General features: G+C 50.7%; 11 protein-coding genes. 2 read left to right on the top strand and 9 right to left on the bottom strand.

All coding sequences use genetic code 11. The annotated features are described in order from the left end of the window. Positions 1 to 10: 10 nt before the first annotated feature. Positions 11 to 538 (bottom strand): HNH endonuclease, encoded by a 528-nt coding sequence (locus tag HJG54_RS19290; RefSeq protein WP_316430747.1) that lies wholly within the window; start codon positions 536 to 538, stop codon positions 11 to 13. 433 nt (positions 539 to 971) lie between these two features. On the opposite strand from HJG54_RS19290, the gene HJG54_RS19285 reads away from it, so the two are divergent. After that, positions 972 to 1,832, top strand: a complete 861-nt coding sequence (locus HJG54_RS19285; RefSeq protein WP_316430746.1) for an alpha/beta hydrolase — start codon at positions 972 to 974, stop codon at positions 1,830 to 1,832. A 128-nt stretch (positions 1,833 to 1,960) separates the two neighbouring features. Here HJG54_RS19285 and HJG54_RS19280 read toward each other — a convergent pair whose 3' ends face one another. The 6 genes from HJG54_RS19280 to HJG54_RS19255 all read right to left on the bottom strand — a co-directional run bounded on the left by HJG54_RS19280 (position 1,961) and on the right by HJG54_RS19255 (position 11,407). Further along, positions 1,961 to 2,641 carry a cysteine hydrolase family protein gene (locus tag HJG54_RS19280; RefSeq protein ID WP_316430745.1) on the bottom strand — a complete coding sequence of 227 codons (681 nt, stop codon included), beginning with the start codon at positions 2,639 to 2,641 and terminating at the stop codon, positions 1,961 to 1,963. Positions 2,642 to 2,912: 271 nt separating this feature from the next. Beyond that, positions 2,913 to 3,968 carry a WD40 repeat domain-containing protein gene (locus HJG54_RS19275; protein WP_316430744.1) on the bottom strand — a complete coding sequence of 352 codons (1,056 nt, stop codon included), beginning with the start codon at positions 3,966 to 3,968 and terminating at the stop codon, positions 2,913 to 2,915. A gap of 114 nt (positions 3,969 to 4,082) precedes the next feature. Next, the gene (locus HJG54_RS19270; protein ID WP_316430743.1) at positions 4,083 to 6,161 is read right to left on the bottom strand and encodes a serine/threonine-protein kinase; all 2,079 of its coding nucleotides are present in this window, start codon (positions 6,159 to 6,161) and stop codon (positions 4,083 to 4,085) included. A 140-nt stretch (positions 6,162 to 6,301) separates the two neighbouring features. Further along, positions 6,302 to 8,479 (bottom strand): caspase family protein, encoded by a 2,178-nt coding sequence (locus tag HJG54_RS19265; RefSeq protein WP_316430742.1) that lies wholly within the window; start codon positions 8,477 to 8,479, stop codon positions 6,302 to 6,304. Between the two features lie 156 nt (positions 8,480 to 8,635). Continuing rightward, positions 8,636 to 9,949, bottom strand: coding sequence for a tetratricopeptide repeat protein (locus HJG54_RS19260; RefSeq protein ID WP_316430741.1), 1,314 nt, complete (start codon positions 9,947 to 9,949; stop codon positions 8,636 to 8,638). Between the two features lie 171 nt (positions 9,950 to 10,120). After that, entirely contained in the window at positions 10,121 to 11,407 is a 1,287-nt protein-coding gene (locus HJG54_RS19255) for an HlyD family type I secretion periplasmic adaptor subunit (RefSeq protein WP_316430740.1), read from the bottom strand. Between the two features lie 232 nt (positions 11,408 to 11,639). Here HJG54_RS19255 and HJG54_RS19250 point away from each other — a divergent pair, with 232 nt between their 5' ends. After that, positions 11,640 to 12,281 (top strand): Uma2 family endonuclease, encoded by a 642-nt coding sequence (locus HJG54_RS19250; protein WP_316430739.1) that lies wholly within the window; start codon positions 11,640 to 11,642, stop codon positions 12,279 to 12,281. 203 nt (positions 12,282 to 12,484) lie between these two features. Here the strand turns inward: HJG54_RS19250 and HJG54_RS19245 are convergent, their stop codons facing one another. Then, positions 12,485 to 12,934 (bottom strand): hypothetical protein, encoded by a 450-nt coding sequence (locus tag HJG54_RS19245; protein ID WP_316430738.1) that lies wholly within the window; start codon positions 12,932 to 12,934, stop codon positions 12,485 to 12,487. A gap of 223 nt (positions 12,935 to 13,157) precedes the next feature. Beyond that, entirely contained in the window at positions 13,158 to 15,068 is a 1,911-nt protein-coding gene (locus HJG54_RS19240) for a hypothetical protein (RefSeq protein ID WP_316430737.1), read from the bottom strand. Between the last annotated feature and the right edge of the window lie 27 nt (positions 15,069 to 15,095).

The following is a 15,095-nucleotide window of genomic DNA, read 5'->3' as shown; positions in this document are numbered from 1 at the left end:
TGAGGGGTGGTTAGTCTTCGCCGTGTTGGGCTTTCCAGAATTGTTCGGCGAAGGCGACGGCGGGATGGGCGGGGGCTTTGGGTTTGGTTTTGGGGACCATGCTGGCTTCGTGGGGTAAACGGTCGCCCTTGAGGGAGTTGCAGCGTTCGCAGGCGGCTACGACGTTGTCCCAGCTATGCTGACCGCCTTTGGAACGGGGAATCACGTGATCGATCGTGAGGTTGCGGGTGCTGCCGCAGTATTGACAGGTGTGACCATCGCGTCGCAATACTTCGCGACGGTTGACCGGAGGCACTTTCCACAGCCGCTCTGGATTGCTGACCGTGAGGCGAATATGTTCGGGCACTTGCAATACAACGCTGGGAGACCGGACTTCCCACATGGTGGTGTTACCAATTTCTAAGGACTCGGCCTGTCCGCTAATCAGCAGCACAATGGCACGTTTGATATTAATGCGAGCTAGAGGCAGGTAGTTTTTGGAAAAGACAACAACAGAGTTTTGCAGTACAGCCGGCTGCCGGTGGGGTCGAGCTTGCATGGATGGCTCCTGGGGGAGGGGGAGAGGGGTGGGGGGTAGGGGGTAGGGGGTGGGGGAGGTGGGGGAGGTGGGGGGATGGGGGAGTGGGGGAGATGACCGCTATTTCTATATTCTCTATATTCTGCTTCATGCTAGAAAAAATTCCCTGGGTGTGGTCAGGGTTTGTTCAGAGTTTTGGGTCAATCCAGCGTTTGACTTCGTACTGCTCCCAGCCGCGATTTCTCTGCGGGCAAGTCAGGCACCGAAGCACCACAAAAAAATTTACAGATCCGACGTTGCATTGCCCACTGATTAAAAATCAATGTATTAATGAACACATCTACTGTAGTACAACCCTCCAAAAGTTAGGTGTAATGATGAATACCGGTTCATTGGCTTTGCGACTTACAGCAATTGCCACTTAAATTAAACTCTCCCCCCCCCACCCCTCCCAATGAACAAGACCGATCACCGCGAAAATTTCTTCAAAACCGCTGACAATCTCGATCTATACGAACAGTCCTGGCGACCGTTGGACCCGGTGGCGGTGGTGGTGATTGTGCATGGGTATGCCGAACATAGCGGGCGCTATCAGTGGGTGGCTTCGCAGTTTGGGCAGCAGGGGTTTGCGGTGTATATGTTTGATTTGCGCGGACATGGGAAATCAGCGGGGGTGCGGGGGTTTGTGCGTTCGTTTGATGACCATCTGGCGGATTTGGAGCTGTTTCTCAAACGGGTTGAGCAGCAGGAACCTGACAAACCTATTTTTCTATTGGGTCACAGTATGGGCGGAGCGATTGCGGCGCTTTTCACGATTCGGTATCAACCGAGGCTGCAGGGCCTTGTTTTGAGCAGTGCGGTGTTGGGTCTGAGTAGCCGTCTGGCCCCTCGCTTGGTGCGGATTACAACGCAGGTTACAGCCCTTCTAAGCAATTGGCTGCCTGGGTTGCCAACGCTATTACTCGACCGTCGGGCGATTTGCCGCGATCCAATGATCCTGACGAGCTACGAAACGGACCCGCTGGTTTATCGTCAGCGCATGCCAATGCGAACGTTAGTAGGAATTCTCAAAACAATTGCCGAAATTCAAGCCCGAATTACTGAGGTCGAGATGCCTTTGCTAGTTCTGCATGGTACTGCCGATCGATTGGTGGCAATGGAAGGCAGTCAAAAAATTTATTCGAGTATCAACGGCGAAACCATTCAGCTAAAGCTCTATGAAGGCTTTTATCACGAGCTACTGAATGAACCAGAGAAAGAGCAGGTTCTGGCTGATATCATTGCGTGGTTACGTATGCATTTACCTACTGGATAAGGACGCTATATACAATTGCTTTCTGTAGAAGCTGTTTGAAAAGACCCTTACATCCCCCATTCTGGGGGACTTTCCCAAACTGTCGCTGTTCAAAGTCCTCTGGTAAATGTATGCTGACTCCTAACTCCTCAACCGTTCCAATCCGTGAGAGCTGCGATAATCGATTCTGCTGGCGCGGTCCAGCCAACAATACCTCCTTGAGCACGCACCATTTCGAGGGTAGCCTGCTTAAATTCAGGAAAATAACTTTCGGTACAGTCTTCGACTAGCAGACACTCATAGCCTCGATCATTCGCTTCGCGCATTGTAGTTTGGACACAGACTTCGGTGGTAACGCCCGTGATCAGCAGATGGGTAATGCCATGCTCCTGCAAAATTTGCTCCAGAGGCGTGTGGTAAAAGGCACCCTTTCCTGGTTTGGCAAGCACGATTTCATTCGGTTTGGCCGCCAGTTCAGGAATAATGGCGTTGCCTGGTTCGCCCAGCACGAGAATGCGTCCCATTGGACCAGGATCGCCAATTTTCAGCTTGGCATTACCGCGTTTGAGTTTAGCGATCGGACAATCGGATAGGTCAGGCTGGTGGGATTCGGTCGTGTGAACGATCAGCAAATTCATCGCCCGTGCCGTATCGAGCAATCGCTTTAGGGTTGGCACAATTGCCTGGAGCCGCATCACATCGTTGCCTAGGGCATCTCCAAACCCACCTGGCTCCATAAAGTCGCGCTGCATATCGATAATAATCAAAGCGATTTGACTCGGAGAGGCGGGGAGGTCGTAGCTGTAGGGGAGGGCAGGGATGGAGGGCATAAGGGGTGGGGGGTGGGGGGTAGGGGGTAGGGGGTGGGGAGTGGGGAGTGGGGGGTGAGGAAGTGGATGAAATGAGTTTGGAATTTTAGCATGATGGTTAAGTCGGTATCTGTTAAATCAAATGCATTTGTGCCTGAAAGATGTAAAGATGTAAAGATGTAAAGCTATTAACCAGAGCAGCCTGTGATTTTGTGTTCTAACTGGCCGGTGCTAGCAGTTACCTATTCACCTATCTACTCAACCACCTATCTACTCCTACGCTCCTACGCTCCTACGGTTGCCAGACTTTGATCGTGCCATCTTCATTGCCGCTTGCCAACATCCGCCCACTGCTGCCAACCGTCACCGATTCGATTGCTCCAGACTGGCCTTGCAGAGTGCGAATTAAAGTTTTTGCATTCATGTCCCATAGCTTCAGGGTTTGATCCTGGCTGCCACTCACAAGCATGGTGCCACCGGGGCCAAAGGCCACCGAATTGACTAGGTCTGTATGGCCTGTAAATGTATGCAGTAGTTGTCCTGTATTCACATCCCAGAGTTTGATGGTTTTGTCATTACTGCCAGTGGCGAGCGTTCCACCAGCGGGACTAAAGGCCACACAGCGGACTGAGTCAGTATGTCCAGACAACGTGCGTAGCAACTCACCGGTTTGAGCATTCCAGAGCTTGATCGTTTTATCGCGACTGACGGTGGCAATTGTTTGACCATCGGCACTGATTGCCACGGCAAAAATGCCCATCTGATGTCCGCTCAAAGTATGCAGCACCTTTCCCGTTTCTAGATCCCAAACTTTGGCGGTTTTGTCCCAACTGCTGCTGACTAATCGCTTTTGATCGGGAGCAAAAACGATCGAGCGCACAATTTTTGTGTGTCCTTGTAATGTCTGTTTCAGTTCACCTGTTTGTGGACTCCAGAGTTTAATCAGCTTGTCTTTACTGGTACTCGCCAGCGTTTGTCCATCAGGACTAAGCGCCACCGACAGCACCGCATCCTGGTGCGCTTGCAGCACATGGTTTGGTTGTTCGGTTTGCAGATTCCACACTTTGATGGTTTTGTCATTACCTGCACTAGCCAACGTTTGCTGATCTGGACTGAGCGCTACCGACCAGACTTTACCCGTATGCCCTTGCAGCGACTGCACTTTGACATCTCCCCAGGATGATGCAGCACCGGATTCGGTGGCAGATTTAGTGACATTAGCAGTTCCGGTAGTTGTCTGTTCTGCCTGTTTGGCTTGACAGGCCATAACCATGATCAGGACTAAGCTGCTAAACAAAGCACGAACCAGTAGGCGATTTGAAATTGAGGCAGGATTGTGATGAATCATGATTATCATCCTTTACACAGAATTTTGTAATCGTTATCAACTACTAACCGAAGCGCTTTATAAAACATCGCCCACCCCCTACCCTCTACCCCTCACCCCCCACCCTCATTAGTATCACTGCCAGATTTTGATGGTTTTATCCTTACTGCCGCTGATTAAAGCTGGAGTTTGAGCGTCGATAGCAACCGACAGTACCCAGTCCGAGTGACCAGAAACGCTTTGCAGCAATTTTCCGGTTTGCACATGCCAAAGCTTAATCGTTTGATCAACGCTAGCGCTGACTAGTAGGGTTCCGTCTGCGTTGAAAGCAATGGCCGTGACTCGATCATCATGTCCCGTGAGAGTTCTGATCAACTGTCCGGTTTGCGTGTCCCAGAGTTTGATCGTTTTGTCCCAACTGCCGCTAGCTAGCATCCCCTGAGAGCTAAAAGCTAGACATCTGACTGCATCGGTATGGTCTGACAACACACGAATCAAATTGCCTGTTTTAACGTTCCAGAGTTTGACGGTTCGATCGGCACCACTGCTGGCTAAACCTGTTTCGTCTAATGGATTGAATGCTGTTGCATACACAATTCCATCATGCCCTTCGATGGTTTGAATTAAGTCTTCTGTTTTCGGATTCCAGAGATTGATCTTGCCATCTCCGCTGCCGCTCACCAATTTATCTTCGCTACGATTCAAAGCCACTGACCAAACAGGAGCGGTATGACTGAGCGTAGACTGGAGCATCCCAGTCGATATGTTCCAGAGTTTAACGGTTTGATCAGCCCCACCGCTAAAAAGCATCTGACCATCCGCGCTGAGGCTGAGGGCGCGAACGGCATCCTGATGGCCTGTTAGGATCTGGGTTGGGCGTCCGGTTGGTAAATTCCAAACTTTGATGGTTTGATCTTGGCTACCGCTGACTAACGTTTGCCCATCCTGGCTGACGGCTAGTGCCCAAACCGAGTCGGCATGTCCTGCCAGGGTTCGGGCTAGAGACAACTGGCTGAGAGCGGGTGAGGGAGCAGGGGAAAGCTGCTCTGACTGAGAGGGGAATTCAGAAACAGAAATTCCAGTGACGATAGCGGCCCCAATTGCGCCCAGGCAAGTAAGCAGCATGGCTGCCGTCAGCAACGTATACAAACGACTATAGGGTGGAGTATGTTCGGAATGACGCGAGGCGGAGCTAAGCACTGGGGCTACCTGAGGAGCTACCTGAGGAGCCTGAGGAACTACCTGAGGAGCCGCCTCGATAATTTCGCGTAGGGCTTGGCTGAGCTGGCTCACCGAGGCATACCGATCCTGGGGAACTTTTGCCAAACAGCGCATTACAATTGCCTCCAGATCTGGAGGAATCTGCTCACCGCTTGGATGGGCACAAAACGGTAGGGGTGTCTGCGAGAGATGGGCCGTTAGCCAGAGTCGTTCGGGCACTTCACGATGGCGAAAATCAAAGCCAAACGGATCGGATCCCGTCAGCATCTCGTACAGGATCACGCCTAAGCTGTAGATATCGGCTTGGGCATCTAAATCTTGACTCAGCTCTAGTTGCTCTGGGGCTGCATAGTGACGAGTGCCGAGAAACATATCGGTTGTGGAGGCCGCCATCTGCTGAATGCTGCGAAGTTTAGCGACGCCAAAGTCAATGATTTTAACCAGATCGCCTAACGCAGTTGGCACTAAAAAAATATTGTCTGGCTTCAAATCGCGGTGGATCACGTTCGTCCACAGGTCAGAGCCAGCCTCTGGATTCCAGAGCATGATGCCCGCATGGGCCACCTGTAAGCCAGCGCAAATTTGAATCGCAATGGTGCAAGCTTGCTCAACCGGCAATCGGATCTGGGACTCCAGCAACTGGCTTAATGGTTGCCCCTGAAGATACTCCATGACATAAAACGGATATCCATCAGCCGTGACACCATAGTCGCGAATTTGAACGATGTGGGGACTCTTCAGTGCAGCACAAATAGCGCACTCTCGCTCAAATCGTTGGAGTAGCTCTGGTTCGGCCAACAGAGATGCTTTGAGTAATTTAACGGCCACCGTTTGGTTGAGGGAAGTGTCTATTGCTACATACACATCGCCCATGCCGCCGCCGCCAAGATACTGCTGCAAGCGATAGCGATGGTTTTCACCGAGCAAGCGACCCGTGAAGTTTGGCTCATCCAGTGCGCCTGTCAATTCCTGATCGCCTGTCTGAATATCCATGCTCGTTTCTCCCGTTCACGGTTGCGACAACAGCTAGCTTTCGTGCCCGCAGCAAACGCATGTATCCTCAAGGATCATGTACTCCCAAGAATATCGCATTTAGCAGGATTGACAAAATCGCTAGACGATTGTTGCAACCATTACTGACGCCAAAGCATGATAGTTTGATCGCGGCTGCCGCTGGCTAATGTTTTGCCATCTGGGCTGAAGGCCACCGAGAGCACCCAATCGGTATGACCATAAAAGGTGCCGATGGCGTCCGGACGGTTGACATCCCAGAGTTTAACCAACTGATCGCGGCTGCCGCTGGCAAGGGTTTGTCCATCGACATCAAACGCTACGCTAAGCACGCGATCCCGATGTCCGGTAAAGGTTTGCAGCAGTTCACCGGATGGAATCTGCCAGAGTTTGACTGTTTTATCCCAACTGGCGCTGGCGAGGGTTTGACCCTCTGGCGCGAAGGCAATCGCCCTAACGGCATCGTCATGTCCGGTTAAAGTTTGCAGCAAGGCTCCGGTTTCAGCGTTCCAAAGCTTGATTGTGCGGTCTTGGCTGGCACTGGCTAGGAGCGGCTGAGTGGGGCTAAAAGCAACTGCAAACACCCAGTTCGTATGGCCTTCTAGCGTTCGTTGCAGTTCACCAGTTTTTAGACTCCAGAGCTTAATCGTCTGATCGGCACTGGCGCTGGCAAGGGTGTTGCCATCGGGGCTGAATGCCACAGACCAGATCGCCGCTTCGTGGCCGCTGAGGATGCGTAGTAGCGTTCCGGTAGTGGCATCCCAAACTCGAATTGTGCGATCGGCACTGGCGCTAGCCAATGTTTTGCCATCGGGGCTGATCGCAACCGCATAGACCCAGTCGGTATGGCCGCCGAGAGTGTGGGTAGGTTGCTGCGTCTCCAGATTCCAGATCTCGCTGACTCGACCACCTGCCGTCACCAGCGCTCCATCTGTCACAAAAATTGCCTCCCAAGCGGGCTTCCCTGCGGCTAGAGATTGAGCCTGCACCCGTCGCCAAGGGTTGTCAGACGGACAGGGAGACAGAACCACCTGCGCATCCAAGGGAGCGGGCGTCGTCTCTGGTGGAACCTGCCCTTGGTTAACTTGAATATTGCAAGCATCCGCATCTGTCGTAGGTGTCGTAGGTACAGTCTGATTGCCAGCACCGGTGAGCCGATCGGGAAGTGCTTGATCCTGAACAGACCGCAGTGCTAACAACAGCCCTACGCCCAGCATTAGCATGGCGACTCCGGCAAGGGCTAGTAGTGGGCGCTGTCGGCGGGTGGGAGGCGAGACAGCGGCAGAATTGGCAGCGGGTGGAGCAGCAGCATTTGGCACTTGGCCTGACGGTACTGAATCAGGACCAGAACTCGCTGACGGTGACGATTGCCGAAAATGAGCCATCACCTTGTCTGGTTTTAATCCTAGAACCAGCTCCCCGACTCCATCGACGATTCGCTTTGGCGTTTGAGGTGAATACTCGGCGTGCAGCAAATACTCACCATTTTGCCGCTTTTGTTCATTCAGTGTGCGCACCTGCTGATTCTTTTGATCGATAAACTCAATCGTTTGCTGATAAACATAGCGATAAAGCCCATCAACGCCAATCACGCCCTCGGCATCGGCAGCTTCGCCCTGCAATCCGCGAATTAGATAGTAGGTGAACAAGCCATGTCCCAACTCTGGAAACTCCCAAGAGCGCTGTCCCTGATCGCAGGAGAGCATGGCATAGAATCCGCGACTCTGAGCCGCCCGCAGTCGCAAGGCATCAACAATTTGCGCCGTGGGTTCGGTCGATAGCGCCACTCGGCTGCCTTTGGCTCCGGGCATAATCAGCTCACCGCTATGGCAAGCATCCAGCCAAACAATTTGTTGCCGCGCTTCACAGGTCGATAGCGAGTGCATTAACTCATGAATTCTCAGCCCGGTTTCCAGCAGTGCGGTCTGGGAAGTATCGCGGAGACATAACACCGCCTGCTGACTGGGCGACTCCAGCATCCCATGCCCAGAAAAATAAAACAGAACCGTATCCTGGGGCTTAGCTTCGGCAACGATCTGGGTCAAATCAACCCGCACCACGGCCAAGGTAGGAGGCTTGGCAGCAAAATCATGGCGCGTCAAAATATGCTTCTTGGGAAACTCGTAGCTCGCTGCTGTCAAGGCTGTTTCCAACCCCTGACAATCGGCGGCTGAGTAGTGCAATGCCGGAAACTGCGGGTCTTGATATTGATTGACGCCAACCAACAGAACCCAAAGTTTGGCTCTCCCAGAGGTGAGGGCATGAGTCAATTCACGGGTTCGCGGGTTGGGGTTTGACATAGGCTATTTGTACTGCACAGCGCTAAGTGGCGATCAACCGCATGACACCAAGCTTTTGCCGCCTACATTCTAACGAACTCCGGTAATCAGAGCATTTTATAGTAAACACTAGCCATGCTCCAACTGCTGTACAGCAACTCGCCATCACCCATCTCCTCAAATTGGTGCCAACTCAGGCAGCACAGGGACAGCTGATCCACCGCGTAACGGGCTGGGGGTTGCAACAATAAAGAAGCAGCTATCGTACAGCGTGCCGTTGCCCAACGCCCAATTGCCCTTGAATGGCATGATGCTGGGGTCACTGGTTTCCACCAGTACTTTATATTGACCAGGCTTCAAGGTATAGGTTCGGACAGAGCCTTGCTCCGGACAGGTGGTTGGCCCAGACCCGATGTAGGTTTTGCAAGATGGACAAGGCGGTAATTCTTCGATGCGAGGTTCAGGCCCACTGAAGACAATCTGGATTTTTTCTGGCGAAGCATTCTGAATCACAACCTCTGTTACACCACCACGGGTAGAACCGCTGGGATTGGGTGGGGCAATTGCATTTGTTCCAGTTGTGTCAGCTTTAGCAATCATCGTTTTTGCCAATGCTGCTTTCACCTCAGGTACTAAAGAGTGATTTGGGTATACTTGCAGAAATTCTTTATATTGCCGAATCGCCGTGTCATAATTTTTCTGTTTAGCGTTACTGCCTGCTTCTGCCACCAATACCCTTGCTAAAGCTGCTTCTGCTGTTGCTGTCAACTGGTGATTTGGATAATCTGCTAGAAATTGGCGATAGCGACGGATAGCACTGGCATAGTTACCCTGATTCGCATCGATTCCCGCTTCTGCTAGTCTGGCATTCGCCAAAGCCAGGTTGATTTTTAGTCTCAGCGGATGATGCGAGTAGTCTTCTGCCTGCTGATAAAACCGAACTGCTGTTGTGGGATCTCCTTGGTGAGCAAAGGTTTGACCGCAGGCATAGTGCAGGCGCGGCAGCCGATCTTCCGGTTGGGGAATAAACTGTTTGGTTTCAAATAATTTTAGTTCGTTGCACAGCTCTGGTTTAGCTAAAGCAGCAGGATCAGTTTGCTGAAACAGTTGAGCGGCTCGCTGCTGCACAGGTTTAGTCAGAGGACTAGCCGAATAGCGATTCACAAAATCCTCATAGCCGAGTAGTGCTGCGAGCGCATCTTTCTGCTCACTCATGGTTACTAAAAATGCGGCACATTCCGAGCGTTTGACTTTTGTACGGGAAACAATTTCATTCAGGTCGATCAGTCGCCGTCCGTGAAGAATCCGATCAAATTGGGTCATAGCTCCCTCACAATCAGATGCAACATAGGCTTGTTCGCCTTGACGATAAATCTGTTGATCCAGCCAAACTTGAGTGGTAATCCCAGTAAAAACCACCGTACCAATTGCGGCCCCGATCTTCCAGTAGCGAAAGCGCGGCACTCGTAGCCGATAGGCAAATCTAAGCATGAGGAAACTCCATCTTGATTGAATGTGAGGATAAAACTGAACGCAAGCAAGAACACAAGTTAAATATTTATTGAACGTAAGCAAGATACTCGTTAAACACAAGCAAGATGCTTGCACTGTTGGATGATTTGCTGACAGAAAATGGGTTGGTGTAACCCAGGCAAATGCCAATTAACGAACCGAAAAGGCTTTATCCCAACTGGCCGTAATTGGCTCCAGCAAAAAGGACAGAATAGTTTTTTGGCGAGTCACAATCTCAGCCGAAGCGGTCATGCCCGGAGTCAGGGGTACTTGCTGTCCGCGAACCTTGATGGTGCGCTGCTTGAGCTGCACTCTAGTCGGATAGACTAATCCAACTTCCGGCTCATTTACCGCGTTTGGGCTGACTGCTAGCACCGTTCCTTCTAGAATGCCAAATTCTTGATATGGAAGTGTTTCCAGCTTAATTTTGACGCGCATTCCCGGATGGACAAAGGCAATATCTCGATTCAGTACCTTCGCTTCTAACACCAGCTCGGCTCCATCTGGAACAATCGACAATAATTCTTCTCCGCCCTGAATGGTCGCGCCAGCTTCTACGACCTTAACATTATATACAGTGCCATCTACCGGTGCTTTAATCGTTTCTCGATTACGCTGTTCTCTAGCCTGTTTGAGTTGGCCTTCTAACGAAATTTTTTCCTGCTTGAGCTGATTGATTTGCGTCAAGATTTCAGTTTTGCGTTCAGATTGCAGCCGTTCTAGCTCTTGCTGCGCCTGATAGAGTTCCTGCTCTTTAGCACTCATCTCTGCTCGCAGCGACGCCACCTGACTTTGCGTGTCCAAATAATCCAATCGCGGAATCGCTCCCTCGACGGCTAGCATCGATAAACTGCGTTCTTTTGTGATGGCAAAATTGAGCGTGGCCCGCAATCGACTCAGTTCGGCCTGCGCGGCTCTGATCACTCCCTGCTGACGGTTAATTGCGGCTTGGGTTTCCTTCCGGCGAGACGCCAGGAGCTGATTTTGAGATTGATCCTGAAGTTCCTGCGTTCCGGTTTTGCCAGCTAGTTCTGCTTCGAGCCGTGTCAGGTTATCCTGCATTTTCTGATAAAGCTGCTGAGCACTCTGATATTCGGCATCGGTGAGGGTGGGATCAAGCTGCACCAGCGGTGTGCCTCGCTTGACTGAATCGCCTTCCTTGACCTTAATATTGCGCAGCAACCCACCAGACAGCGCTTTGACCGGCTGAATTCGCGTTGACGGAATCACCTCCGCTGATGCCGTTGCCGTCTCATCCACCTTACTCACCGCCGCCCAAGTCAAACTGCCAAAGAACAAAAGACTGATTCCCCCTGCTAACAGGCGAGTATACAAAGGCGATGGTTTTTCAACCGCTTTGCCCAATTCACGGGAGAGGAACCCATTGGGACTGACGAAGCGATACTTGGTTTGCTTACGCTGGACAGAGGAAGACATAAACACCTCAAGGTTTTAATACCAGTTCTTAGTTTTGAGTTTTAAGTTTTAAGTTATGGAACCTGCACAGTGTCGCCTGTTGAGCTTGGTGATCTGTAGCTCAATCAAAGGGAAATGGTATAAGGATGTTGATCCGTAAATTGCACTACCAGACTCGCCAACAACTTTGGTTTTATAATAAAAGCTGCACTGCCCAAGCCCCTTTTCTCGTTGCTCAAATAGGAACAAGCAAATGGTTACTCTTCAGCTCAACCAAATCGATGTATTGCCTGGACAACGAATCATCTTGCGGGATATTAGCTGGCAGCAGTTTGAGGCAATTCTGGAAGAGATTGGAGAACGTCGGATTACTCGTTTAGCCTATAGTAAAGGAACGTTAGAGATTGTGGCTCCCCTACCTGAACATGAGCAAACGAAGGTTGTGCTTGCAGATTTATTGAAGGTATTGTTGGATGAGTTAGACATGAACTGGGAGCCTTTGGGTTCAACCACATTTAAGCGAGAAGACATGCAGGCAGGAATTGAACCAGATGACTGCTTTTATATTCAAAATCATGCTTTGATGATTGGCAGAGATCGAATTGATTTAAGTATTGATCCACCTCCTGATTTAGCAATTGAGATTGATGTCACTTCTAAAACTCAGCTCAGTGCGTATGAAGCGCTGCAAGTTCCGGAAATCTGGCGGTATCAAAATCGAAGACTGCAAATTAGCGTGTTGCATGAGAGTAAATACATAGAGAGTGCAACCAGTCCAACCTTTCCTAACTTTCCAGTAATTGAAGGTATTTCGCAATTTTTGGAAATGAGCCGCTCAGCCGGAACTCGCCCAGCTTTGAGAGCATTTCGTGAATGGATCAGGGAACGGATTTAGGTGTTTACTGCAAACCAATGTGAAGAACATCCTGCAATCAAAGGTTCGACATTTGAGAGTGAGCTTTGACTGCGCTCAACTCACCTAACATCTGAGTGCTGAGCGCAGTCGAAGCACAGCATTCCAATCAGAACAGTGATTGCCAGGTTAATATAAATTACCTTCCTCTAGCGCTCATGCCCTTTTTGTCTAGAGTGAGTTGTTTAGAAACTGCTTTCGCTGATTGGGGTGGTTATTGCTCTACCTTCAGCTACCGGATGCAGCGTAGCCGTATAGTTCGACCATTCCACGCCATTGTGGGTTCTGGTTTCTCTAAATTCCAACCGATCGTTAAACTGAAAGAAGGCGCGGTTTTGCAGGAATCTGCCCGCACGTTGATCCCAATTGGTTCCAGTGGTGGCTTTGAGGATGCAGCTACAGGGACTGATACCGCGAATCGTAATTTCATCCCCGGAACCAATCCGGACAAAATGGCGGGTTTTACCAGTGCGGCTATCGACTAACTTAACCGCTGCATCCTGTCCCGTACCATTGATTACTCTCAGCGTGCCCCGTCCCTGTGATGAGGCAATCAGTGTTGGGTCATGCGTCGGTGCTGTGGGTAACGTAGATTCAAAGGCAGAAACCGATTGGAGCACTGCGCTGAATATCATTGCTGTGCTTCCGATAATCAAAATGAAACGTCTCTTCAGAGAAATTGATGGTTTGTTAGTCGTTTGTCTGTTAGATTTAGCAGCCATGACTCAGTTACCTTCTTCATAGTTTTGTCTCTATTTAGCAGTAGTTCTACTGTTTTTTGGATCATGCAGTTCTTCCAAGCCACTTTTTAAGCACCATCGCCCTGAAGCTTGTTTTTTAGCAAGTCATCTCACTAACTCAATCAGCAAGGGGAAAATGCACGTCTGGATTGCTCCGCTCATAGGTTTCGGTTGTACCGCTACGAGTGGTATTACCATCCGCATCCATTAGGTGCTCATCGGGTAGGGATGCTCCTAATTCTCCAGGTCTTCTGCGAGATGGAGCACGCCACTGCTGCTGATTATCAAGCTGATTTCTGAGGACATTGAACACTCCCCCGGATGGCCCATCGTATCCATGCACAATATATGGAGCATCACCTTCTCTGACGCTTGGCCTGATGCGTACACTTTCAGTACGGGTTGGATTGGTCCAAATAGAATTAACCGAAGAAGCTCCCGGTAATTGTCCACGCACGACAACCCATCCTTCGCTTTCCAATCTTTGTGTCAAATCACGATGGCTTGTGATAGTACCATTGTTGATGCCTTGCACAACATCTCTTGCACCAGTAAGGCGAGGTTCATCGTCAGAATTGCCTCTGCCGCTACCACCAACCTGAGGAGGCACTCTATCGTTGCCCGATCCGCCAGAACCACCAGTAGCAAGTGGTGCACTAGTTGCTGATTCGGGAGTGTTCGTGTTGCCCGATGAACTTGGCGGCGCTTCACGGTTGCTAGAAGCAGGTCTACGGTTTCCTAAACCAGATTCCGAAGGAGCAGAGCTAACGGGTTGAGGTCGTTCAGTCAGGGAGGAACGATTAGGGTTACGGGTTGAGGTAGCTGGGAATCTGGCCGAGCTAGTTGCTGAACTCACTCCAGAGCGAATCCCAGTAGCTGAAAGCCCCCCATTCGCCAATGAAAGACCTGCCTGTAAATAATCGCCCTGAGCAAACTGGGTTACTGCATCGGTAGCACCTTGAATCGTTCCATTCACTGCATCTGGAAGGCTGGCAATATCTTGGGTTCGCTGAGCACCTCTGAGAAGATTCGCTGCGCCTTGAACAACATCATCTCCATATCTTGCACCCAGACGAGCAACGGTTGTTGCATCTCCTGCAAAAGGCACTGCTCCAATCAATGAAAGAGCCGCTTCTGTTTCTCTACCCTCTGCTCCATACCAAGCTGCATTGATCAAATCAGGTACAGCCCCAAAGACTGGCACGACCCCTGCTACTTCTAGGGCAGTGTGACCCACGTTGGAAATTGTTTGATAGTTTCGATCTAAGAAACCGCTGGTGTCTCGCCATGCTTCGTTGATAGTATTAGTGACATTATCAGTGACATTACTAATACCATTCCTGACGCTATTAAACGAACGACTGAGCCAACTGTTACTTTGCTGCGAATTTGAAGTAGGTGGCTCTAAGGGTCGGATAGGGCGGCGAAGGCCTGAGATCGTCTCTCTCCGACGATCAGCAGAACGGTTCCAACCGTCTACCGCATTAGGAGTCATGCCGCGCAGATTCGGTGTTCCCGCTTCGGTAGCATCAGCAGATCCATGACGCAGATTCATCTCAACCCTCGGATTGGGGTCAGGTAGAAGCGAGCGACGGTTGACAGCAGCAATCACGTCTCGCTGTTCTAGCTGATTGGCTGTTTCTGGTTTGGTAGGAGTTGGGAGCGGTGTTGAAGTGGGTGCAGGAGGTGGTGTATTCTGGGGAGGCGTTGGTGCATGGTTTCTAGCAATTGCTTGGTCTCGACGCACCATGCTAGCAGCCGTAGGACTGGGTTGAGGAGCAGGTGTAGGTTCGCTACGAGGTTTTGGGTTTGCTGTGTTTTTTGAGAATCCCTTCTTGCCATCTGAAGAACCAGCAGCACCAACGTCGATTCCAGCCGGACGAATTCCCGAAGCATAGTTGGTTTCCAGGCTGCTTGGTGTCGCAGTGGGTTCTAGTCGCACATTAAATGGAGAACTGTAGCGAGTTGTATCTAGTTGAGAACCTAGCGATGAATTTTGAAAATCAGGGAGCTTTCTTTGTGCAACCATTATTCTAACTCTCCAAACATAAAGATC

Origin of the sequence: Leptolyngbya sp. NK1-12 (genome assembly GCF_032598965.1) — a bacterium.
Lineage (GTDB): Bacteria > Cyanobacteriota > Cyanobacteriia > Elainellales > Elainellaceae > Elainella.
The sequence above is the reverse complement of the archived record's forward strand: the minus strand, read 5'-3'. Positions and strand labels throughout refer to the sequence as shown.